The organism is Longimycelium tulufanense, from assembly GCF_014645795.1.
Taxonomy (GTDB): Bacteria; Actinomycetota; Actinomycetes; order Mycobacteriales; family Pseudonocardiaceae; genus Longimycelium; species Longimycelium tulufanense.
In genome coordinates, this window is record NZ_BMMK01000002.1 from 450,790 (window position 1) to 473,781 (window position 22,992).

A 22,992-nucleotide genomic window follows, 5' to 3' on the forward strand; every position below is an offset into this window, starting at 1 on the left:
ATCACCTGACTCCCAGCCGCTGCAACGACTTCCGTCGCTGTCGGTCCTGTTGCCAATCGGTGAACAGGGGTCGCGGGTTCAGCTGGGCCCGCAGCCAACTCAGCCAAGAACGTCGAGCGGACATCTGTCGGCGCAGTTGGTTCTCCAGCTGCCAGGCTCGTTGGACGTCATGTTCGTCCGGTGCGTCCGCTGCGAACTCCGCCGCGGTAGCCAACGGCGCCATGGCCACCACGGCGTCGGCTTCACTGCCCAACACGCTGGTGGCGCGCTCGGCGATCTCCCGAGCTGTCATTGTCACGGGGATGGTGATGCCACGTTCGACCAGTCGCTCGATTGCTTCGTGCCAGGCTCCGAGCGCCCGTGCCGCGTTGTCACGTGCGTGACGGCGTCGCCATCGTCGGCGTGCCTTCTCTGCTACGACCATGGCCGCAGTGAGCACGGCGACGGACAGCACGAGTATCGCGACCAGTAGCGGGCCGAGCTGCATTCTCGCCCAACCGGTCTCGGAGCTGCCCGTTGTGTCCGGCTGCAGTTCCGGCCTCGGTGGCGCTACCAAAGGTGGGTTGGGTTGCGATCGGCCCAGGACCGAATCCTCGGGGTCCGAGCGTGACGAGGCCGTGGTCCGGCCGAGATCGGTGGGTTCGAACGCCACCCATCCGTAGCCGGTGAAGTGCACCTCCGCCCAGGCATGTGCATCACGTGTGGTCACGGTGTATGTGCCGGCGGAGCTGTCACGCAGTCGGTAGCCGACGGCGACTCGTGCCGGGAATCCCGCGGCACGGGCGAGCACCGCGAACGCCGAGGCGTGCTGCTCTGCATAACCTTTGGCTTCATCCGGGCTGGCGGTGACCAGTAACCTGGTCAATGCCGCGTAGGAATGGCCGGGTTGGGCGTCGAGCTGGTACGGCAGGCCGCGCAGGTGGCGTTCGATCGCGACCAGCTTCCCGTACGGTGTCGGCTCGCTCGCGACGAGCTGCTGCGCCACTCCGCGCAGCTGGGAGGGCAGATCCCGCAGGGTGGTATAGCGTGCGTATTCCGTCGTGTTGCTGGGCGCCGCTTGTGTCAGGTCGTCGTCACGGTCGCTGACCGTGGCGACGAGATCGTACTCGATCCCACGCAGGTCTTGCTGGGCGGTGACGAGTATTCCTGAGGTGTCGCTGAACCCGATCTGGCTGATGTCACCGGTGACAACATCAAGGCGGGAGGGCCAGCCGAGCACCGGCAGGAAGGGACCGCTGAGGTCGTTCAGCTCGATATTGGCGGCCACCGACCCGGAGTTGATCACGGCGGGGTCCGTGGCAAGGTGCTGTCCGGCCACCAGGAATCGGTCCGACGATGTCCACAGCACGCCGTCGAACTCGTCCAGGGCGGCGGTTCTGATTCGATCGATCGGCTTGCTTCCGCCGTGGATCCTGACGGTGAACAACTGTCGGGGTGGCTCCTCCCGCAACTGAGCCTTGAGTTCGACCAACGGCGAGAGCGACTCGGCGACCCGCAGGGGTGGGGGGCGCAGGACCCGTGGATCGAAGCGGGGCGCGCCGGACGCCAGCGGCACGACGTGCCCGCCAGCAATGCCCACCACCGTGGCGGTCATGATCACCGGTAGTCCGAGAGCAATGCGGCCCGCTGTCCCCCGTCCGCGGCGACCAGCGGTGTCAGGGACGGGTGTAGCGGGGTGACCAGGGGGGTTCGCCGTAGCGATCCAGTTGGCGCGCAGCAACGCGAGGGACAGTGCGGCGCCGAGGAACACAGCAGTTGCGGATACCTGGATGCCAGGTTGCTTGCCTACGAACAGCAAAGCGACAACAAACGCGAGTAGCGCCGGTGCCACAGGCGCGAACACCGACCGGGTGCGCAGGGCGAGCAAGGTTGTGGCGAAACCCGTGACCCAGGTGATCAACACCGGTGTGATGACGAGGCTGCCCCGCACGTCGGCGGGTAGGGCCACGGTAAGCATCCGGGCCCAGCCCCCGAGTACGCCCTGACCAAGTTCCACGCCGGTCTGTCGAGTGGGAATCCCTTGGACGAGGGTGTCACCGAACACGAAGTAGGTCACCAGTACGCAAAAGCCCGCCACCGCCACAACCAGGGTTCGAACGCTCCGCCAACCCCGTAACCCGACCACCGCAGCGGCCACGACGCTGCCCAGTGCCGCAGCGGACACTGGTACCAGGTATTCTCCGGTAGCGAAGAATCTGCCGTACACCAGACCTGAGGCGGTCGTTGCCACCCCGCACAGGGTGACCTCGATAAGGGCGAGTACCCGACTTCCGCGGTCTCGTGTCACGGCGGCACCACCAGATTCCACTGAGCTGCGAAATCACTGCTGGTACGCGCATTTACGGCGAGCACACCGGCCGGGGTGGTTACGGACCTGGAAATCTTTTCCCCGATGCGGATCAGGCTGACGGTGAGGAAACAGCTCCTCATCGTCGTGAGGAGTTCCAGATGCTCGGGCTCGACTTCTCCCGTCACGACGCTGAGCGCGACTCCGGAGTCCGGAGAAGCCACGTCGCGAACAAGGTCGGTCAGGGTGAGTAAACCGCGATCCTGCGAGGACCGCTCCAGGCTGGACAAGAGATCCAGTGTCGCTGTCGCCCCGTTGTCCCACTGGCTGTCCGGCGGCTCCGGTGCCACTGCCCAGTCGCTGGTCCTGCGGAGGGTGACCGGGTAGCCCGCGCGGTCCGCCGCCACGCACAAGGACGCGGCCACCCGCACCGCATGCTCGAAGGACGCGTCGTCGTACGGCCCGTCGCTGGTGTCGAGGATGATCAGGTGTCGTGGTTCGTCGGGAACGACATTGTGCCGAACCAGCAGCTTTCCGACCCGTGCGCTGGACTTCCAGTGGATGCGCCGCCAGTTGTCCCCGGGGTGGTAGTCACGCAGGCTGTGGAAGGTCACTCCGCCTTGCGGCGAGCTGCTCGACGTGGGGCCTTCCATCTCCCGTGGGCCTCCGAACGACATGGGGACAACGGTGTGAACTCGGGGGTGCACATACAGGATCGAATGACCGCCGCAGCTTCCGCCGCTGCGTAACAGCCGCAACGGATCAGTGTGATCGACCTCAAAAGGAGGAATCACGTACCGGCCTCGTCGACCAGTCGGCAGGGCATACATCATCCGCACACTGCCCCCTGCCTCCAGGCTCGGCAACGGCACGTTGATCCGGTCATTCCCCACTGTTTCGGTTGCCACCACCGGTGGGCTACGACGACCTGCCGTGTTCGTCACGGTCACCACCCCGTAGGCACGGGCTCCCTCCGCCACGCGCTGTGGGCTCGTCTCCCGCACCGCTCGTAACCGTGGGCGCACCAACATCCACCCGGCAGCCACCAGCAGGGTCGCCACACCCGCCAAGCCGAGTGCGATCAGCTCGGGGTAGTCGGCCCAGGTTCCGGCCAACAGCAGCACCACCGCCGACATCACGACCACGATTCCATTCCTGGTGATCACGACAAGCTCACCGGGACCGCATCGGTCGGGGAACCGGAGCGTCGGCCAGGATGTCCGACACGACCGCCTCGGAGGACCTTCGCTGGATCCGGGCATCCGGGGTGAGCAGCAACCGGTGGTTCAACACCGGTACCGCGACGGCCTTCACGTCATCGGCCGTGACGAACTCCCGGCCCATCGACACCGCATATGCCTGGGCAGCAACGGCGAGCGCGATACTGCCCCGGGGGCTGATACCCAGTCTGACATCGGGGTGCGAGCGGGTCGCCCTGGTGATCGTCGCAACGTATTCCCGCAGTTCTACCGAAACGTGGAGCTTGCGCGCCGTCTCGATCATGAGACGGAGGTCGTCCAGTTCGACGACCGGCTGCAGTTCCTCAGGCGTGCGCCGGGAAAGACCATCCGCGATGATCGTCTTCTCGTCGGTCATGTCCTCCGGATAACCAATGGCGATCCGCATCAGGAAACGATCAAGCTGGGCCTCCGGCAGAGCATAGGTACCCTGGTGCTCCACGGGGTTCTGCGTCGCGATGCACAGGAACGGATCGGGTACCGCGTTGCGCACCCCGTCCACCGTGACCTGGCGTTCCGCCATCACCTCCAACAGCGCCGACTGGGTCTTCGGCGAGGCTCGGTTGATCTCGTCGCCGAGCAGGATGTTGGTGAAGACCGGGCCCTTCCGGAACACGAACGTCGCACTGACCTGGTCGTAGACCTGGACCCCGGTCACGTCCGAGGGCAGCAGGTCGGGGGTGAACTGGATCCGCCGCACCGTGGCACCGGCGATGGACTGGGCGATCGCCTTGGCCAGCGACGTCTTCGCCACCCCCGGAACGTCCTCGATCAACAGGTGGCCCTGCGCGAGCAGGCACACCAGCGCCAGTCGCACCACCTCTGGTTTTCCCCGGATGAACTGCTCGATATTGCCAGTCAGCTCCTGGAAGCGTCGGTGGAACGTCAACGTGTCAGGCACTGGCCTCCCTTCCCACGGCTTCCGCGTCGTGCGTGTCACTCGGCATGTCGCCCCCACACACCCTCCGACCGGTACCAAACCTCGGTATCGGTCGAGCTGCCGGGAGAAAACCCCTGACCGGAGTATTGGGACCGAGATTCCTGGAGGTGACTTCGACGCTCCGGTGAGCGGGCCGCACCACGACACCAGCCGATACGACCGCCGGCCGCCAAAACCGAGCGGACCACGACAGCGTTGCCCACCACCGAGCCGGGTGCGTCCGCACCGCCAGCGGTCGCCACCAGCGAATCACCGCCCCGCAGCAGTTCACTCGCGAGCGGCCCCTCCGCCAAGGGGTCCGACGCGTCTCCGTCTCGGCGCCGGCCTTGCAACCTTCGCATCCGTGAGCGCTGCCGGTGCTCCCGCAGCCGAACCGCCCTACCACACGAGCCTGGCACACCTCCCGGAGGCTTCACCCGGAACTCAAGGAACCTCGATGTCTGTTACCCCAGCTAGCGCAAGGAAACCAACGAGTGGGGTCCGGCCAGACGTACCTACGGCTGGTCTGCGCCAGTCAATTCGACCGGCCAGCGGCGAATCCCCTTACTGCGGACGCTGCTGGGTGTCGGGGACGTGGGCGCCGGCGAGCCACAGGGTGTAGGAGACCGTGGCCGGCGGCGTGACGGGCAGATGCGGCTCCTCCAGGACGACCTGCTCGGTGGCGAGCGGAAACCCGGTATCCATGTCGAGGACCAGGTGGAGGCGCTCGGTCTTCGCGTAGCCGTCGCGGGGACCGTTGTTGTGGACCAGGGTGCTGACGGAGATGCCGCGACGTCCGGCACGATCGGTCGTAGTGCCGTCGACGGTGATGTCGGGCTGGTCGGCGAGGATGCGGAGCAGGGCGGCGGCGGTCGCGGGATCTTTCACCCTGGCGTCCCACAACTCCGTGGCCGAGGTGAACCACTGGGACGTGGTCCGACCGGCCCCCTCACGCAACCAGCGCTCCCGCAGGGTCTCGGCGTCGTCCCGCCCGACCGGGGGCTTCGGCCCCGGCTGTGGGTGGTAGGTCTCGTCCGGTGTGCGTCTGATCGCTGACAGCGGCACGTCCATCGTGGTGTCCTCGCCGTCGACCTGCCCGGTCCACCTCCGCAGCATCCGACCCGTGCCATCTGGGTGACGCCACAGTTCCTCCGTTTCTTCCACCAGGCCGGACGACAGGATCTCCCCGTCGGTTCCCATCGAGGTGGAGAACCGCCACTGCCGCTTGTTGACGTAGTAGTAATTGCCCTCGCCCCGCGGTGCGGGCTGCTGTACCGCGCGGTCTGCCAGACCGTGCAACAACTTCGCGGGATTGCGTTCGGAGGCAGGCTGGAAGGTCATGGGCGGCGGGGTCGCCACCGGTCCGGCTGGTCTGGTGTTGTCGCCCGCCACGAACACCGCGCCACCCGCGACCAGGACTGTGGCCGCCGCTGCGGTGACCAGTGCCGTCCGGGGGCGTTTCCACCACAGGTTTCCGGGACGGACCGTGGCTGGGTCGGTGTCCTCGTCGGTGTCGGCGAGGTTCAGGTCGGGAGGAACGACCGGGGGCGGGTCGAGGCGTTGGCCGCTGACGCGGCGCAAGGCGTCATGTCCGCGCTGACTCATGGGTCCTCCCCCTTGGGCGGTGACGGTTGGTGTCGAGCTGGTCGAGTAGGGCGGTGACCCGACGCCGGGCGCGGTGCAGCCGCACGGCGAAGGCCGGGGTCGAGCACCGCAGCACGGTCGCGGCCTCCCGGGCGGACAGACCGTCCCAGCAGGTCAGTAGGAGGACCTCGCGGTCACCTTCGTCCAGGGCTGCCAACGCGCTGAGCACCGTGATGCGTTCGACCACCTCACCCTCGACCGATCCCTGACTTTCGATGCGGTATCTGCGCAGTTCCACGGTGACTGCGTCCTGGATGCTGACGCGTCTGCGCCGGTTGCGAATGAGGTTGCGAGTGACGGTCAGCAGCCACGGCAGTGGCGGATCGGGTAAGTCGGTGCGGCGGCGCCATGCGGTCAGGAACGTCTCGGCGACGAGGTCGGGGACGTCGCTGGGTGGCATCCTGCGGTAGGCGTACGCGAACACCGTTCCGTACGTGTCCTGGTAGAGGCGGGTGAAACGGGCCTGGTCCACTCCATCGGGTCCCTTCCTGCCGCGCCGGCCTCCGGATGACGACGCTCTCACCCGAAGACATGTCGCGACGGGCCCGGTTCTTACCACCGCCGACCGCCCACTTCCTGCCAGATCGGGAAGCCGGAACGAGTCAGCCGTGGCCGCCCTTCACCCCCTTGACTCGGCGGAGCATTCTTTGCCGCGCCCCCTGCGCGGACAGTCCGAGCGCTGTTCCTAATCTCTTCCCAGGTGTGCGCGGGGTGGACCGCACCCCAAAGACGCTGAACGGGCTGACGGGCCTCGGCCATCAGACGGGCAGCCATCCGATCCGCGGCCTGCTGTATCTGACCGACCGCCCACAGGTTCAACAGAACGCTTTCGGTGGCATCGATCCCCACGTCCTGCATGAGCTCGATGACCGCTCGCGCCAGGCACCTCTCAACTTTCTTGTCCATCTCTCCCCCCACGGACCGGATGCTACCAACGACAACTGCTCGGACGTCCAGGTTCCTGAACATTCGCTACCGAGCTAAACATCTGTTCATTCCGACGCGCTCAACTTCACTCCCACGGCGGTTGGCCCGAAGCTCCGAGGCAGTAGGTTCAAGCGGCGGGGAGAACCACGAATTCCCCTCTTCACAGTCAGCGAGAATCAAGGGAGTCATTTTCGCATGCCCAGATTGGGTTTCAAGGCGCTTGCCGCCGCGTTGTTGGCAGTCGTCACCACACTCACGTTCAGCGGCTCCGCCACGGCCCAGACCGAGGAAGCCACAGACGGCACAAGACGCGTCGAGAGTGGGATGGTGGTCGTCGGGTTCGACCGGGATGTGGCCAGGGCCAACGGCTACGAGGTGGTGACGCTGCCGGACGGCCGCGAGGCATCGGTGCCACGGGACCAGGCCGATGCCGTGCGCACCGGCAGGATTCCACCGCTGGGGCGGGACGAGGCATACGGTACGTGCGGGATGTCCTGGATCGAGTTCAACGGTAAGGGCTACAACGCCGAAGCATGGCATCGCACAGGCTTCGTCATCTCGAACAACTTCAGCCCGGCAATCAGCTTCAAGTGGCTCGTCGAGATAAGTGACAACGGTGGTACGTCCTACCGCTCCTTCCGCCATCTACTGGGCCTTGAGCGACGGTGGAGCTCCAGGGAGGAGACCCTCCACCTGACTCGTGGACCCGCCCAAGCGCACGTACTGAAGGACCGGAGCTACGCGTTGCTCGGCAGCGGAGTGATCTGCAGCTCCGCAGGCCCGTGGACCGACACCTGGATCTCCTGATACGCCATTCGAGTTGTGGTCCTGTCCAACCGCACGGGTTGGACAGGACCACAGCTAGACTTGTTGGAACATTTATTCAGAATGAGCGGAAGGTTCAGTTTGTGGAACCAAAGAAGGTACCACCCGAGGTAGCGGCGGCACTGGCTCTTGACGAGATCAATTTATCGGACATCGCCGAACAACTTGGTGGTCCTTTCCTCTTCCCCGTCGAGCTCCCCGTCATCGCCTGGGGACACCATCACGTCAACGGGCGTCTGGAGTACCTGGAAATAACAGCCGGAAATCGGGACGATCCCCTGGTCGTCACCATGCAACGAGATCCGTTCGTGCACCGACCTTTCGTATCGCTACTCGTCCGCCATGCCGAGAACTATCTGCCGAGTGAGCCACACCCGGTCGTCTTCTATCCCGACTCGCTGAGCACCGTGGACCTGATGGTCGAGGACAAACCGGTTCTTGGCTTCGAATTCACCACCCGGTACGTCTGCGCCGTGACGGCGCGGGTCGGGAAGCCCCGGATCGCGCTGGTGGCAACGCGGAAATGGCTCGCCAGGCGCGGGAACCAGTGGCCGCGACTGATCCCTGCCACGGGACGTCTCAGAAGCACCGGGTTCTCGCCCCCAACCTGGTCGCCCTGACGCGTCACGAGTCCGGGAGCAGGGGTTTCAAATGCTCCGGTGTCACTTCGGCGGACTCCCGGGCCACTTGCAGGAACTCGGTCATGAGCGGGTCGGGGCCCGGCCTGCTGTAGGCCGCCAGCATCCTCCGGATCGGCGGGTCGGGGCGGAGCACCCCGCCGGGAAACTCGGGGTCGACGATGTTCGCGGGCACCAGCCCGACACCCAGCCCCGTACTGACCAGCCGCGGCACGGCCCCGGTCTGGGTTGTCCGGATCGCCGCGTGCGGGGTGAAACCGGCCGCCGCGCAGGCATCCTCCACGAGCGGCGCGAAGCCGTGCGAGGAGGCGTAGTGCACCCAGCGCCGGTCAGCGAGCTCGGCCAGCCCGACCGTCTCGCGCCCAACCAGTGAGTCATCAGCCCCCGTGATGACCACGAAGTGCTCGCGGCCGAGCTCATGGACGGGCCCCTGCCAGCCCGGCGCCAGCGGCCCGATCGCCACATCAGCCGCCCCGGACGCGATGGCCTCATGGAACGGGGCCAGCTGGCCGAACTCCTGGAGCACGACGTCCACGCCCGGATACCGCTGGTACCACGCGCGGAGCACCGAGGGCACGACCCCCAACGCCACCGACAACACCGACGCCAGGTACAGCTCCCCGTCCTCCGCCCCGGCGACCGCCCGCGCCGACCTGCGCGCCAGCGCGGCCGCGGCCACCGCCGCCCGCGCGTGGCCCAGGTAGGCCCGCCCGGCCGGGGTCAGCACCACCCCGCGGGGCAGTCGCTCGAGCAGGGGCGTGCCCGTGGCGCGTTCCAGGGCCTTGACCTGGTGGGACAGCGCCGGCTGGCTGACGTGCAGGGCTGCCGCGGCCTCGGTGAAGGAGCCGTGCTCGACGACCGCGATCAGGTACTCGAGCTGGCGCAGCGTCGCCATAACGTGATTCTATCGAATCAATGAGAACCATGTCTTTGACTCATACCTGGGTCGTCCCTACGGTCGAATCCAGGAGGTAATCAGGACATGGCCAATGCCCACTCGCTCAACCGCGGCTTCGACCACTTCGCGATTCGTGCCCACGACTTCGACGCGACCGTCCGCTTCTACGTCGAGGGCCTGGGGTTCCACCTCGCCTACGAGTGGGACTCACCGGGCGTGGTGAGTCGCAGCGCGTTCCTGGACGCCGGGGACGGCAGCTATCTCGAGCTGTTCGACGCCGCCACGGCGGTACCGGGCGGACCCGCGCGTCCGGCCACAGAACTGCCGATCCCGACCGACGAGGAGCGGGCCGAGCACAACGCCGTGCTGCACATCGCCCTGCGCACCGACGACGTCGACGCCGCATACGCCCGCGCGGTCGAGCACGGCGCACGACCGATGCAGCCGCCCGGCGACCTCCGCCAGTTCGGTCGGGGTGACTTCGGCGACGGCACCATCCGGATCGCCTTCGTCCGTGGCCTCGACGGTGAGGTCCTCGAGTTCATCCAGCGCGATGACTTCGCGCAATGACCTGACGCTGCATTGTAATCGGGGGCAAATCATGAAGCAGTCCGTGCTGGCGGTGGCTAGCTCCACCGGACGCAAACTGCGCTTCTTCGATGGCGAGAGCCTCGAGCCGCTAGGCGACCTGCCCATGCTCGCCGAGCCGCACGAGATCGCGGTGGACACGACGCGCTCACTGCTCCACGTCAGCCACACCTACCGCTCCGGCGCATACCAGGCGTTTTCTGAGCATGGCCACGAGATCAGCGTGGTCGATCCATTCCAACGCACCGTCGTCGACGTCATCGACATCTCGCCGGTGCGCGCCCCGCACGGCCTCGCCGTCGCGCCCGACGCGAGCGCGCTCTACGCAACGGTCGAGCATCCCGTTGGCGCGCTTGCCGTCATCGACCTGGACACCCACCGGTTGGTCGACTTCATCCCGACCGGTGCCGCGGGTTCGCACTGGTGCGTGGTGACGCCCGACGGCCGAAAGGCCTATGTCGCCAACAAAGAGGCGCCGTTCGTGTCGGTGATCGACCTGCGCACGGGAAAGCTGGTGACGAAGGTGCCGATGCCGGACGGCACCGAGGAACTCGCCGTTGCGCCCGACGGGAGCCGGGTCTACGCGGCGGGCGTGATGATCAACCGGCTATGGGAGGGCCAGGCACCCGCCACGCTCGTCGTCATCGACACCGAGACCGACGAGGTCGCCGAACAACGTCCACTCGACGATCCGGCCAGCCCGGTGCATGTCGCGACGGACGGCCGGGTTCTCGTCGGCGGGGTGCGGTTCGCGGCCGGCAACGGGTCGCCCAACACGCGAGCCACGGTCAACGGCACGCTGTCGTTGCTCGCGCCGGAGGATCTGACGATCCGCGGCACGATCGAGGTCGGCATGTTCCCGTTGACGATCCGAAGCACGCCGGACGCCCGCCGCGCCTTCGTGACCAACATGCGGTCCGGCACGCTCGACGTGATCGACCTGGAGAGTGGCCGCCACCTGCGCACCCTGGAGATCGAGACCGGGTCGGGTCCCGTGACGAACCAGGGCGCGCACGGGATCGGCTATCTGGCGGCCTGAGCCGACCCGGCGGAGGTGGGCCGGGGAAATGGCGAGACGCCCGGGCGTCGGGGGGCTCCGGGCGTCTCGCCGTGCCGATCTCGGGCGTACACCCGAGGGCCTGCACCCGCCACGGGCGAAGATCCACAGAGGACTCGTGACCCTACGGGGCCATCGGCGAATCGTCAGGCCGGCTGGCTCGCCAGGTGTACCGCCTTGGTGAGCGCGGTCAACCGGTTCGCCGACTCGTCGTAGGACGTGCCCTCCGGCTGCAGACTCAGGATGACAATGATGTCCTGGTCGCCCTTGCCGTGTGTGCCCGAGGTGTGCATCGCACGCCGCTTGGTGTCGAGCCCTTCCTCGACGAACGGGGCCTGGAGCCTACTCGGCGCGTCCTTCTCGGCGTCCTGCGCTTCGCCGCTGAGCGCCCTGCTCCGCGACACGGCCCGCTTCTGGTCAACGCACCGTACCTCCGGGGCCTCACCGAAACCGGACCAGCCCTGCTTGATGGCCCACCGGCCACCGAGGACGCGCGGAATACCGAAGTGCTGGTCGAACCCGTCGGCGGCGCACTTGGTGGCCTGTCGCAGGTTGGTCATGATGACGTCGCGGGTCCGCGGCTGTGCCTTGTCCAGGATGAACTGGTAGGTCCTGGCCACGTCACGCGCGCTGATGGCGGTGTAGCCCCAGAAACGGCGGTCCACCGGAGGCTCGGTGTCCCGTAGGCCGATCCTGGGCACCGACCTCTCGATAATCTTGTTCCAGCCGTTGAGCACCCACAGCTCGCTGGCCGCGTAGTCGTCGCTGCTGCGCAACATCCGCTGCAGCCGGCCGAGATCCTCCTCCGGCACCTGGGCGTCGGGCCCCAGCCGCTCCAGGTAGTCGATGGCGATCAGCAGTTTCACCAGCGATGCCGAGCGAAACTGGAACTGCTCGTTGAGCTTGGCCCTGGCCTGGCCGGTCGTCCGGTCCAGGACCAGGTAACCGGCGGTCACACCGTCGGGAATCCGAACCGGTGCCGGCTCCGCCGAAGCCGGGCCCACCAGCGAGATCGTTGTGGCCGCTGTGGCGACGAGAACGGCCACGGACCTCATCCAGCGCATCGTTGTCCTTCCGGGAAAGGTTGCAGGGGTTGATCGATGCCGGAAACTTTTCGTGCAACTAGTGGATACTAAGCCGGGCGGATCAGCAACGTCTTGCTGATAAGCAGAGGCAATAAAACCTACCGATTGTCAACCAGCTACGCAGGTGAAGCACAGCCTGATCGTCACGGAGCACCATTCCCCCAGCCATGAGTGACAACGGTCTGCCTCGTCCCGGACCACCCGGGACGAGACCCGCCGGTCACGCTCACCAAACCAAGAAGCTTGTCATTGCGACATAAAGTATGTCCCGAACCATCACGTCCACAAGATTGATCTCCGCGTGCCGAACCCGCTCCGGAGCGTCATTACGCCAGCAATCCGGGGGTAACGGCCTCGGCCGCGACCGGACCTCCTGGACCGATCGCCGGCGAACCTCTTGTTGCTTCTGCAGAAAGTGCCTCGACCGGAAAGACGCCGCTGGCGAACGCCGCCGGGAGGTGGGCCCGTCCGCACCGGACATGGCGAGCGTCACCTGCGTGCAGCGACCGCCCGTAAGCCAGGTCACGCTGAGCCGCGCCGGATCATTGCGGCCTTGCCAGCAGGTTCCAGGACAGCGCACCAACGAGCCCGTCAGGGCTCGAAGCGGTACCCCATGCCCGGCTCGGTGATCAGGTGACGCGGCCGGGACGGCTGCGGCTCCAGCTTCCGCCGCAACTGCGCCAGATACACCCGCAGGTAGTGGGTCTCGGTCGCGTACGCCGGGCCCCACACCTCCTGCAGGAGCTGCCGCTGCGCGACGAGCCGCCCGCTGTTGCGGACCAGCACCTCCAGGATCCCCCACTCGGTCGGCGTCAGGTGCACCTCCTGGCCGTCCTGGCGCAGCACCTTCTTGGCCGCGAGGTCCACGGTGAAGTCGTCGGTCCTCACCACCGGCTCCCCGTCGCCGGGCACGCTCGCCGCCCGCCGCACCGCCGCGCGCAGCCGCGCCAGCAGCTCGTCCATGCCGAACGGCTTGGTCACGTAGTCGTCGGCACCGGCGTCGAGCGCCTCCACCTTGTCCACGGAGTCGGTGCGCGCCGAGAGCACGATGATCGGCACCGAGGTCCAGCCACGCAGGCCGGCGATCACCTCGGTTCCGTCCACGTCCGGCAGCCCCAGGTCGAGCACGACCACGTCCGGCCTGCCCTCGGCCGCCGCCTTCAGCGCCGCCGTGCCGTCGTGCGCGGTCAGCACCTGGTAGCCGCGGGCGGTGAGGTTGATCCGCATCGCGCGAACGATCTGCGGCTCGTCGTCCACCACCAGCACCTTGGTCATCGCCGGCCAACCTCCTCGCGCTCCGGCTCCCGTGCCCGCTCGGCCGCGAGCGGCAGGGAGATGACGACGGTGAGCCCGCCACCCGGGGTGTCCTCGGTACGGATCGTGCCGTCCATCGCCTCCACGAAACCCTTCGCCACGTTCAGCCCGAGCCCCACCCCGCTGGTGGAGTCCCGGTCGCCGAGCCGCTGGAACGGGGCGAACACCGACTCGGCCGCGCCCTTGGGCAGGCCGGGCCCCCGGTCGACCACACGCAGCTCGGCGTGCCTGCCGTACACGCTGGCCCGCACCGCCACCTCGGGCCCGAGCTGGTCGGGGCGGCGGCCGTAACGCAGCGCGTTGTCGATCACGTTCGCCACCACCCGCTCCAGCAGACCGACGTCGGCCCACACCAGCGGCAGGTGCTCGTCCACCTCGACCTTCACCCAGCGGCGGCCGTCCAGGCCGGCCAGCGCGCGGGCGACCACCTCGTAGTAGCCCACGGCCTTCAGCTGCGGCCGGACCGCGCCGGTGGCCAGCCGGGAGGAGTCCAAGAGGTTGTCGACCAGTCCGCGCAGCCGGTCGGCGGACTCCTCGACGGTGGCCAGCAGCTCGGCGGTGTCGGACTCCGGCAGCCGCAGGTCGGGGTCGCGCAGACTGCCGATGGCGGCCTTGATCGAGGTCAGCGGGGTGCGCAGGTCGTGGCCGACGGCGGACAGCAGCGCGGTGCGCAGCTCGGTGGTGGCGGCCTTGCGCTGCGCCTCGGCGGTCTCGGCGGCCATGCGCTGCTGCCGCAGGGCGAGCAACGCCTGCCCGGCCGCGGCCTCCAGCACCCGCCGGTCGGTGGCGGGCAGCGCGCGGCCGCGCAGCGCCAGGTGCACGTCGCTGGTGACCGGGACGTCCACGTCGGCCTCTTCCGGGCTGTCGCAGCCGTCCGGGCCGGCGCAGGCCACCCGCTGCCAGCGCGAGTCGCGCTTCTCCAACAGGGCCACCGAGGTCAGGTTGAAGTTCTCCCGCACCTTCTCCAGCAGCCGGGCCAGTGGGTGCGGGTTGGTGAGCACAGTGCGGGCGTAGGAGGCCAGCAGCGCCGCCTCGGTACGGGCCCCGGCGGCCTGCTCGGCCCGGCGCGCGGCCCGGTCCACCACGATCGCCACCATCACCGCGACCAGGACCATCGACACCAGGGTGATCACGTTCTCCTGGGCGTCGACGGTCAGGGTGTAGCGGGGGTCGGTGAAGAAGAAGTTCAGCAGCAGCCCGCTGAGCACACCGGCGAGCAGGGCCGGCCCCAGCCCGCCCACCAGCGCCACCAGCACGGTGGTCAGGAAGTAGAAGACGACGTTGGTGGAGAAGTTGAGCTCCTCGCTGCGCAGCGCGCCGATGGCGGTCACGACCGCGGGCAGCAGCACGGCCAGCAGCCAGCCCAGCAGCTTGCGGGCCGGGGTCAACGCGCTCGCGGCCAGCCGCAGCCGGGTGCCGCGGCCGGCCTCGGCGTGGGTGACCATGTGCACGTCGATCGGCCCGGACTCCTGCAGGACCGTGGCGCCGATGCCCTGGTCGAACAGGCGCGCGAACCGGGAGCGGCGGGAGGTGCCGACGACGAGTTGGGTGGCGTTCACCCCGCGCGCGAAGTCGAGCAGCGCCCGAGGCACGTCGTCGCCGACGACGGTGTGGTAGGTGGCGCCGACGTCCTCGGCGAGCCGGCGGAAGCGGGCCAGCGCCTGCGGGGAGGCGCCGGCCAGGCCGTCGCCGCGCAGGACGTGCAGCACGAGCAGCTCCGCCCCGGCGCGGGCCGCGATCCGGCGGGCCCGCCGGATGAGGGTCTCGCTCTCCGAACCGCCGGTGATGGCGACGACGACCCGCTCCCGGGCCTCCCAGGTGTCGGTGATCTGGTGGTCGGCGCGGTAGCGCTGCAGGGCGACGTCGACCTGGTCGGCCACCCACAGCAGGGCCAGCTCGCGCAGCGCGGTCAGGTTGCCGGGCCGGAAGTAGTTGGACAGCGCGGCGTCGACCTTGTGCGCCGGGTAGATGTTGCCGTGCGCCATGCGGCGGCGCAGCGCCTCCGGGGTGATGTCGACCAGCTCGACCTGCTCGGCGCGGCGCACCACCTCGTCCGGCACGGTCTCCTGCTGCCGGACGCCGGTGATGCCCTCGACGACATCGTTGAGGCTCTCCAGGTGCTGCACGTTGACCGTGGACAGCACGTCGATGCCGGCGTCGAGCAGCTCGTGGATGTCCTGCCAGCGCTTGGCGTTGCGCGAGCCCGGCACGTTGGTGTGCGCCAGCTCGTCGACCAGCACGACCTGGGGCCGGCGGGCGATGACCGCGTCGGTGTCCATCTCGGTGAAGTCGACGCCGCGGTGCGTCATGCGGCGCCTCGGCACCTGCTCCAGCCCGGACAGCAGGGCCGCGACCTTCTGCCGGCCGTGGGTCTCCACGAAGCCGATGGCGACGTCGGTGCCCCGCTCCTGGCGGCGGTGCGCCTCGCCGAGCATGGCGTAGGTCTTGCCCACGCCGGGCGCCGCACCCAGGTAGATGCGCAGCTCCCCGCGGCGTCGCGGAGTCGAGCCGTCGGTACTCACGTTCCCAGTGTCCGCCATTCCCGCAGCGCAGGGGGTGGCCGCGGGGTCGGTGTCGGGGCCCTGGAGACCCTGGAGGCGAAGCAGCCGTCCCCGGGGTTCGCCGGGTCGGCGCCGGACACCCGGTCGGCCCCCGCGAACTCCGGCGCCGTTGCTCATCGGTGCCCCGTCCGCGGGAGCCTCCGGCCCACCGTCAACGGCCGGCCTCGTCCCGGATGGCCAGGTTGAGCGTGGTGACGTTGACGCCGGGCGCACCGAGCACGCCGAGCGCCCGGCCCCGTGTGTGTTCGGTCACCAGATCGCGGACCCGCTGCTCGGGCAGGCCGTTCTCGCGGGCCACCCGCCGCACCTGCAGCGCGGCATACTCCGGGCTGATGTGCGGATCCAGGCCGCTGGCCGAGGCGGTGACCGCGTCGGCCGGCACCTGCTTCGGGTCGACCCCCTCGCGGGTGGCGATGTGGGCCTTGCGCCGCTCGACTTCGGTGAGCAGACCCTTGTCCGCGCCGCCCCGGTTGGAGCCGCCGGAGACCAGCACGTCGTCCGGGCCCAGGCCCTCGGTCGCGATGGCCGTGGGCCGGGTGTGGAACCAGCGGTCCCGGGTGGGGTCGATGGCCGCCCGCGGGTCGACCGGGTCGATGCCGATCAGCTCGGAGCCGGCGGCCCGGCCCCCGGCCACGACCACCGAGCCCTCCGCCTTGCCGCCCAGTCCCGGCAGCCGGCTCACGCCCCACACGGCCAGCGGGTACACCACGCCGGTCAGGACGGTCATCACCAGCAGGATCCGCAGGCCGGCACCGGCCTGCCGGAGCAGGTTGTTCAGGTACTTCATCGCGATCACCCGATTCCCGGGACGAGCCGGACCAGCAGGTCGACAAGCCAGATGCCGAGGAACGGCGTGACGATGCCGCCCAGCCCATAGACGAGCAGGTTGCGGCGGAGCAGCCCGGCGGCGCTCATCGGCCGGTACCGCACGCCCCGCAACGCCCGTGGGATCAACGCCACGATGACCAGCGCGTTGAAGATCACCGCGGACAGGATCGCCGACTCCGGGGTGGCCAGCCGCATGATGTTGAGCTTGTCCAGTTGCGGGTACAGCGCCACGAACAGCGCCGGCAGGATGGCGAAGTACTTCGCCAGGTCGTTGGCGATGCTGAAGGTGGTCAGCGCGCCACGGGTGATCAGCATCTGCTTGCCGATCTCCACGACCTCGATGAGCTTGGTCGGGTCGGAGTCGAGGTCGACCATGTTGCCGGCCTCCTTGGCTGCGGAGGTGCCGGTGTTCATGGCCACGCCGACATCGGCCTGGGCCAGTGCGGGCGCGTCGTTGGTGCCGTCGCCGGTCATGGCGACCAGCCGGCCGCCCTCCTGCTCGGTACGGATCAACGCCATCTTGTCCTCGGGCTTGGCCTCGGCGAGGAAATCGTCCACGCCGGCCTCCTCGGCGATGGCGCGCGCGGTCAGCGGGTTGTCGCCGGTGACCATGACGGTGCGGATCCCCATGGCCCGCAACTCGTCGAAGCGCTCCCTCATGCCGGGCTTGACCACATCGGACAGTCGGATCACGCCGAGCACGCGGGCCCGCCCGTCGTCGTCGATCTCCGCGCACGCCAACGGGGTCCCGCCCTCGGCGGAGACGCGCTCGACGATGTCGTCGGCCCGGTCGGGGTAGTTCCCGCCGTGGCTGGTGACCCACACCCTGATCGTGCTGGCCGCGCCCTTGCGCACCTGCCGGTCGCCCAGGTCGATGCCGCTCATCCTGGTCTGGGCGGAGAACGCGATGAACTCGCCGTCGCGCTCGTCGTCACCGGGTTCGGCGGGCAGGCCGTGGTCGACGACGCAGAGGTCGACGATGCTGCGCCCCTCCGGCGTGCGGTCGGCGAGGCTGGACAGCCGGGCCGCGGCGGCCAGCTCCTCCTGTTCCACGCCGGGCAACGGGATCAGCTCGGTGGCCTGGCGGTTGCCGAAGGTGATGGTGCCGGTCTTGTCCAGCAGCAGGGTGTCGATGTCCCCGGCGGCCTCGACCGCGCGCCCCGACTTGGCCAGCACGTTGCGCTGCACCAGGCGGTCCATGCCGGCGATGCCGATCGCGGACAGCAACGCGCCGATCGTGGTCGGGATGAGGCAGACCAGCAGCGCGGTCAGCACGATCACCGAGATTTGCCGGCCGGAGTAGCCGGCCATCGGCTGCAGTGCCACGACGACCAGCAGGAAGATGATCGTGAGGGTGGACAGCAGGATGGTCAGCGCCACCTCGTTCGGCGTCTTCTTCCGCTCGGCGCCCTCGACCAGCGCGATCATCCGGTCCACGAAGGTTTCGCCGGGCCTGGTGCTGATCCGCGCCACGATGCGGTCGGACAGCACGGTGGTGCCGCCGGTGACGGCCGAGCGGTCGCCGCCGGACTCCCGGATCACCGGGGCGGACTCGCCGGTGATGGCCGACTCGTCGACGGTCGCGATGCCCTCGACGATGTCGCCGTCGCCCGGGACGACCTGGCCGGCCTCGACCACGACGAGGTCGCCGACGCGCAGGTCGACGGCCGGCACCTCCTCCTCGGTGCCGGCAGTGCCGTTCGTGGCAAGCCGTCGGGCGACGGTGTCGGTCTTCAGCCCGCGCAGCGACTCGGCCTGCGCCTTGCCCCGGCCTTCGGCGACCGCCTCGGCCAGGTTGGCGAACAGCACCGTGAACCACAGCCATGCCGCGACCGCGATGCTGAAGACCGAGGGCTCCAGCACGGTAAACGCGGTGACCAGCACCGAGCCCACCCAGACCACGAACATGACCGGGTTGCGCAGCTGGTGCCGTGGATGCAGCTTGCGGAAGGCATCCGGCAGCGAGACGAGTAACTGCCGCGGGTGGAACACGCCCGCCGCGAGCTTGCGCCCGGTGCGCTCGGCGTGCAGTTCCTGCGCTTCCTTCGGGGTGTAGGGGTCGTGCTCCGGGGTGTGGAGCGGAGTGGTGGCGGTCATGCCAGTGCCTCTCGAGCTGGTGCGGGACACCCGCACCCGGTCGGCGCAACGAGCCGGGCGAAAGGAAGGGCGTGGCTCACAGCGCCTCCGCGATGGGGCCGAGCGCCAGCGCCGGAAGGAAGGTGAGCGCAGCAACGAGAACGACGGTGCCGGTGAGCATCCCGACGAACAGCGGGCTGCCGGTGGGCAGCGTGCCGGCGGTCGCGGGCACCCGGCGCTGCTGCGCCAGCGAGCCCGCCAGTGCCAGCACCGCCAGGATCGGCAGGAACCGTCCGAGCAGCATGGCCACGCCCAGGGTTGCCTGGAAGAAGTCGCTGGTGACCGTCATACCGGCGAAGGCGCTGCCGTTGTTGTTGCCGGCCGAGCCGTAGGCGTAGAGCACCTCGGCCAGGCCGTGCGAACCGGTGTTGGTCATGAAGTCCGGGGTCGAAGGCAGCAGCAGCGCAAGGCCCGTACCCAGTAACACGACCGTCGGCATGGCCAGCATCGCGATGGCCGCCGCGGTGACCTCCCGCCGCCCGAGCTTCTTCCCCAGGTACTCCGGCGTGCGGCCGACCATGAGGCCGGCGAGGAAGACCGCGATCACGGCCAACACAAGGATGCCGTACAGGCCGGCACCCACGCCGCCCGGCGCGACCTCGCCGAGCAGCATGTTGAGCAGGGCGACACCCCCGCCGAGACCGGTGAAGCTGTCGTGCATCGAGTTGACCGCGCCGGTGGACGTGCCGGTCGTGCTGACCTCCCACAGCACCGACGCGGGGATGCCGAACCGGACTTCCTTGCCCTCCATGGCTGCCCCGGCGGCCAGCGACGCGACACCGTTGGGGTGCGTCTCGGCCCACCAGGACGCGGCGAGCATGACCGTCCACAACAGACCCATCACCGACAGCAGGACGTAGCCCTGCTTGCGGTCGCCCACCATCTGCCCGAACGTGCGGGTCAGGGCGACCGGGACGAGCAGCAGCAGGAAGTTCTCGAACAGGTTCGACCAGGCGTTGGGGTTCTCGAACGGGTGCGCGGAGTTGGCGTTGAAGATCCCGCCCCCGTTGGTCCCTAACTCCTTGATGGCTTCCTGGCTCGCCGTCGGGGCGAGGGCGATCGTGCGGGTGATCCCGTCGACGCCCACGACCTGGATTCCGCGGGCCAGGCTCATCACCGTGCCCAAAGCGACGAGCAGGATCGCGGCGATCGCGGCGATCGGCAGCAGGATCCGCACGGTGCCACGGGTCAGGTCGACCCAGAAGTTGCCCAGCCGGTCCGTACGGGCACGCACGAAGCCGCGCACCAGCGCCACGGCGACCGCCATGCCCACGGCCGCGGACACGAAGTTCTGCACGGTCAGCCCGGCCATCTGCACGGTGTGCCCGAGAACTTCCTCGCCCGCATAGGACTGCCAGTTCGTGTTGGTCACGAAGCTGACCGCGGTGTTGAACGCCATGCCGGGCTCCACCGCGCCACGACCGAAGCCCAGCGGTAATAACGGCTGCAGGCGCTGCATCAGGTACAGCAGCACGATCGAGACGAAGGAGAAGCCGAGCACCGCCGCGGCATAGGTCGTCCACCGCTGCTCGGAGTCCGGGTTGACCCGTGCCAGCCGGTAGATACCGCGCTCCAGGCGCCAGTGGCCCTCCGCGCCGTAGACACGGGCCATGTGGTCGCCGAGCGGCCGGTAGCAGGCGGCCAAGGCCATGACGAGGAGGCCGACCTGGCCCAGGCCGGCCACGAAGGGGGACATCAGAATTTCGCCGGACGAATCAGCGCGAGAAACAGGTAGAGGATCAGGAGCAACGCCAGGACCCCGCCGAGGACGTTCGCGGCGAGGCTGGTGCTCACAGCCGCTCCAATCCGCGCAGGCTCAGCGCGAAGAGCAGGAACACACTGATCAGCAGGACCGCGTAGGCCAGATCGGCCATCTGCGCACCCCTTTGGTGACGGGCCGCCCCGCTGGCGGCCGGTTCAACACCAGGATGCCTCCGCAGGTGGCCCAATCGGACGTACCTGACACCTCCTTGATGCGGCCCTGATCCGCGTTAACGCGATCTTGATGGCACCGGTGACCCAGGCCGCACGGCATCACCTTCGGCCACCTTCCTGCCGCACAACCGCGACGAAGCGACTACCGAGCGTGTTGTTTCCCACCTCACGTCGCCGCAAGGTTGCACGGAAGTTACTTAGCCTGCCTCAATGAAGTAGATCAATCACTGATTGATATAACTGAGCATGAAGGAGGCGTGACACACCGTGTGTGGAATCACCGGCTGGGTGTCCTTCCAGCGGGACCTGACGTCCCGGCGTGACGAGGTCGCGGCCATGACCGCGACCCAGGAGTGCCGGGGCCCGGACGCCTCGGGCGTCTGGCTGGCCCCGCACGTGGGGCTGGGACACCGCCGGCTCGCCGTCATCGACATCGAGGGCGGCGTGCAACCGATGACCGTGGAGACCCCCGACGGCACGGTCGCCATGACCTACAGCGGCGAGGCGTACAACTTCACCGAGCTGCGCGACGAGCTGCGCCGCCGGGGTCACGACTTCCGCACCGCCAGCGACACCGAGGTGGTGCTGCGCGGCTACCTGGAGTGGGGCGAGGGCCTGGCCGAGCGCCTCAACGGCATGTATGCCTTCGCGATCTGGGACGGCCGCGTCGAGAAGCTGGTGCTCATCCGGGACCGGATGGGCATCAAGCCGCTGTACGTGTACCCCACCGACGACGGGGTGCTGTTCGGTTCCGAGCCCAAGGCCATCCTGGCCAACCCGCTGGCCGAGCCGGTCGTGGAGCTGGACGGCCTGCGCGAGTTGATCAGCTTCTGCAAGACCCCGGGTCACGCGGTCTGGGCCGGGATGCGGGAGGTGCTGCCCGGCACCGTGGTGACCGTGGACCGCTCGGGCCTGCGGGAGCACACCTACTGGAAGCTCGAGGCTGTCGAGCACCCGGACGACACCGAGACCACGGTGGCGCGGGTGCGGGAGCTGCTGGACGACATCGTGCGCCGCCAGCTGGTGGCGGACGTGCCGAGGTGCGTACTCCTGTCGGGCGGCCTGGACTCCAGCGCGATCACCGCGTTGTCCGGGCTGCAGTTGGCCGAGCGGGGCGAGCGGGTCCGCAGCTTCGCGGTGGACTTCGTCGGGCAGGCCGAGAACTTCAAGGCCGACGAGTTGCGGCCCACGCCGGACACCCCGTACGTGCACGACGTCGCCGAGCACGTCGGCACCGAGCACCGCGACATCGTGCTCGACCACAAGGCCCTGGCCGACCCCGAGGTGCGGCGGGCGGCGGTGGCCGCGCGGGACTTCCCGGCCGGCCTCGGTGACATGGACAGCTCGCTCTACCTGCTGTTCAAGGCGATCCGGGAGCACTCCACGGTCGCGTTGTCCGGCGAGTCGGCCGACGAGATCTTCGGCGGCTACCGGTGGTTCCACGAGCCCGAGGTGCAGCGAGCCGACATGTTCCCGTGGATCGCCACCGCGCTGAACGCCCCGCACAAGGACGCCGGGCTGCTCGACCCCGACCTGACGTCCGCCCTGGACATGGCGGCCTACACCCGGGACCGCTACGCCGAGGCGGTGGCCGAGGTTCCCGGGCGCGACGGCGAGGACGAGCACGAGCGCCGGATGCGCCGGTCCTGCTACCTGCATCTGACCCGGTTCGTGCGGATGCTGCTGGACCGCAAGGACCGGATGAGCATGGCGGTGGGCCTGGAGGTGCGGGTCCCGTTCTGCGACCACCGCCTCGTCGAGTACGTCTTCAACACCCCGTGGTCGATGAAGACCTTCGACGGCAGGGAGAAGAGCCTGCTGCGCGGCGCGGCCCGGGACGTGCTGCCGAAGTCGGTGGCCGAGCGGGTCAAGAGCCCCTACCCGTCGACGCAGGATGTGCACTACGTGGCCGAGCTGCAACGCCAGGTGTCCGACCTCGTCTCCGCCGACCACCAGGTGCTGGGGCTGTTCCGGCGCGACCAGGTGGCGGAGGTGACCCGGCGGGCGCCGGCCGAGGTCGACGGGCTCCAGCGCGGCTCGCTGGAGAAGATCCTCGACTTCGCCACGTGGTTGGACATTCGGCGCCCAACGCTCAAACTGTCCTAACCGGAA

Annotated in this window: 20 protein-coding genes; 6 read left to right on the plus strand and 14 right to left on the minus strand. The window is 68.7% G+C overall.

The genetic code is table 11. The features are described 5' to 3' along the window. Nucleotide 1: 1 nt before the first annotated feature. The 5 genes from IEY55_RS04385 to IEY55_RS04405 all read right to left on the minus strand — a co-directional run bounded on the left by IEY55_RS04385 (nucleotide 2) and on the right by IEY55_RS04405 (nucleotide 6,560). Nucleotides 2-2,287, minus strand: coding sequence for a transglutaminase TgpA family protein (locus tag IEY55_RS04385; RefSeq protein ID WP_189054070.1), 2,286 nt, complete (start codon nucleotides 2,285-2,287; stop codon nucleotides 2-4). After that, entirely contained in the window at nucleotides 2,284-3,453 is a 1,170-nt protein-coding gene (locus IEY55_RS04390; protein WP_229685997.1) for a DUF58 domain-containing protein, read from the minus strand. Before IEY55_RS04390 ends, IEY55_RS04385 begins: the two co-directional genes overlap by 4 nt. Before the next feature lie 7 nt (nucleotides 3,454-3,460). Continuing rightward, entirely contained in the window at nucleotides 3,461-4,426 is a 966-nt protein-coding gene (locus IEY55_RS04395) for an AAA family ATPase (RefSeq protein WP_229685998.1), read from the minus strand. A gap of 582 nt (nucleotides 4,427-5,008) precedes the next feature. After that, nucleotides 5,009-6,049: a CU044_5270 family protein gene (locus tag IEY55_RS04400; protein ID WP_189054072.1), complete on the minus strand. Its 1,041-nt coding sequence runs from the start codon at nucleotides 6,047-6,049 to the stop codon at nucleotides 5,009-5,011. Further along, nucleotides 6,030-6,560 carry an RNA polymerase sigma factor gene (locus tag IEY55_RS04405; protein WP_189054074.1) on the minus strand — a complete coding sequence of 177 codons (531 nt, stop codon included), beginning with the start codon at nucleotides 6,558-6,560 and terminating at the stop codon, nucleotides 6,030-6,032. Before IEY55_RS04405 ends, IEY55_RS04400 begins: the two co-directional genes overlap by 20 nt. A 239-nt stretch (nucleotides 6,561-6,799) precedes the next feature. Here IEY55_RS04405 and IEY55_RS04410 point away from each other — a divergent pair, with 239 nt between their 5' ends. The 3 genes from IEY55_RS04410 (at nucleotide 6,800) to IEY55_RS04420 (ending at nucleotide 8,460) form a co-directional block, all read left to right on the plus strand. Next, nucleotides 6,800-7,072, plus strand: a complete 273-nt coding sequence (locus IEY55_RS04410) for a hypothetical protein (RefSeq protein WP_189054076.1) — start codon at nucleotides 6,800-6,802, stop codon at nucleotides 7,070-7,072. Between the two features lie 138 nt (nucleotides 7,073-7,210). Beyond that, nucleotides 7,211-7,822, plus strand: a complete 612-nt coding sequence (locus IEY55_RS04415; RefSeq protein WP_189054078.1) for a hypothetical protein — start codon at nucleotides 7,211-7,213, stop codon at nucleotides 7,820-7,822. A gap of 101 nt (nucleotides 7,823-7,923) precedes the next feature. Next, nucleotides 7,924-8,460, plus strand: a complete 537-nt coding sequence (locus IEY55_RS04420; protein ID WP_189054080.1) for a hypothetical protein — start codon at nucleotides 7,924-7,926, stop codon at nucleotides 8,458-8,460. A 4-nt stretch (nucleotides 8,461-8,464) separates the two neighbouring features. Here the strand turns inward: IEY55_RS04420 and IEY55_RS04425 are convergent, their stop codons facing one another. After that, the gene (locus tag IEY55_RS04425; RefSeq protein WP_189054082.1) at nucleotides 8,465-9,373 is read right to left on the minus strand and encodes a LysR family transcriptional regulator; all 909 of its coding nucleotides are present in this window, start codon (nucleotides 9,371-9,373) and stop codon (nucleotides 8,465-8,467) included. An 87-nt stretch (nucleotides 9,374-9,460) separates the two neighbouring features. On the opposite strand from IEY55_RS04425, the gene IEY55_RS04430 reads away from it, so the two are divergent. Both IEY55_RS04430 and IEY55_RS04435 read left to right on the plus strand, forming a co-directional pair. Next, on the plus strand, nucleotides 9,461-9,946 hold the full coding sequence (locus tag IEY55_RS04430; protein ID WP_189054084.1) for a VOC family protein: 486 nt from the start codon (nucleotides 9,461-9,463) through the stop codon (nucleotides 9,944-9,946). A gap of 31 nt (nucleotides 9,947-9,977) precedes the next feature. Continuing rightward, on the plus strand, nucleotides 9,978-11,003 hold the full coding sequence (locus IEY55_RS04435; protein ID WP_189054086.1) for a YncE family protein: 1,026 nt from the start codon (nucleotides 9,978-9,980) through the stop codon (nucleotides 11,001-11,003). Nucleotides 11,004-11,167: 164 nt separating this feature from the next. Here the strand turns inward: IEY55_RS04435 and IEY55_RS04440 are convergent, their stop codons facing one another. The 8 genes from IEY55_RS04440 to IEY55_RS04475 all read right to left on the minus strand — a co-directional run bounded on the left by IEY55_RS04440 (nucleotide 11,168) and on the right by IEY55_RS04475 (nucleotide 20,894). Continuing rightward, entirely contained in the window at nucleotides 11,168-12,076 is a 909-nt protein-coding gene (locus IEY55_RS04440; RefSeq protein ID WP_189054088.1) for a serine hydrolase family protein, read from the minus strand. 621 nt (nucleotides 12,077-12,697) lie between these two features. Beyond that, nucleotides 12,698-13,381: a response regulator gene (locus IEY55_RS04445; protein ID WP_189054089.1), complete on the minus strand. Its 684-nt coding sequence runs from the start codon at nucleotides 13,379-13,381 to the stop codon at nucleotides 12,698-12,700. Next, nucleotides 13,378-15,960 carry a DUF4118 domain-containing protein gene (locus tag IEY55_RS04450; RefSeq protein WP_189054091.1) on the minus strand — a complete coding sequence of 861 codons (2,583 nt, stop codon included), beginning with the start codon at nucleotides 15,958-15,960 and terminating at the stop codon, nucleotides 13,378-13,380. Before IEY55_RS04450 ends, IEY55_RS04445 begins: the two co-directional genes overlap by 4 nt. 172 nt (nucleotides 15,961-16,132) lie before the next feature. Further along, nucleotides 16,133-16,768 carry a potassium-transporting ATPase subunit C gene (locus tag IEY55_RS04455; protein ID WP_189054093.1) on the minus strand — a complete coding sequence of 212 codons (636 nt, stop codon included), beginning with the start codon at nucleotides 16,766-16,768 and terminating at the stop codon, nucleotides 16,133-16,135. Between the two features lie 5 nt (nucleotides 16,769-16,773). Further along, complete coding sequence (gene kdpB / locus IEY55_RS04460; RefSeq protein WP_189054095.1) at nucleotides 16,774-18,906, minus strand: potassium-transporting ATPase subunit KdpB; 2,133 nt, start codon at nucleotides 18,904-18,906, stop codon at nucleotides 16,774-16,776. Between the two features lie 76 nt (nucleotides 18,907-18,982). Further along, nucleotides 18,983-20,641 (minus strand): potassium-transporting ATPase subunit KdpA, encoded by a 1,659-nt coding sequence (gene kdpA, locus IEY55_RS04465; RefSeq protein WP_189054097.1) that lies wholly within the window; start codon nucleotides 20,639-20,641, stop codon nucleotides 18,983-18,985. After that, nucleotides 20,641-20,739, minus strand: coding sequence for a K(+)-transporting ATPase subunit F (gene kdpF / locus IEY55_RS04470; protein ID WP_189054099.1), 99 nt, complete (start codon nucleotides 20,737-20,739; stop codon nucleotides 20,641-20,643). Before kdpF ends, kdpA begins: the two co-directional genes overlap by 1 nt. Beyond that, complete coding sequence (locus IEY55_RS04475; protein WP_189054101.1) at nucleotides 20,736-20,894, minus strand: hypothetical protein; 159 nt, start codon at nucleotides 20,892-20,894, stop codon at nucleotides 20,736-20,738. The genes kdpF and IEY55_RS04475 overlap by 4 nt, the downstream gene beginning before the upstream one ends. A 253-nt stretch (nucleotides 20,895-21,147) precedes the next feature. Between IEY55_RS04475 and asnB the strand changes: the two genes are divergently transcribed. Then, the gene (gene asnB / locus IEY55_RS04480) at nucleotides 21,148-22,986 is read left to right on the plus strand and encodes an asparagine synthase (glutamine-hydrolyzing) (RefSeq protein ID WP_189054103.1); all 1,839 of its coding nucleotides are present in this window, start codon (nucleotides 21,148-21,150) and stop codon (nucleotides 22,984-22,986) included. The last annotated feature ends 6 nt before the right edge of the window (nucleotides 22,987-22,992 follow it).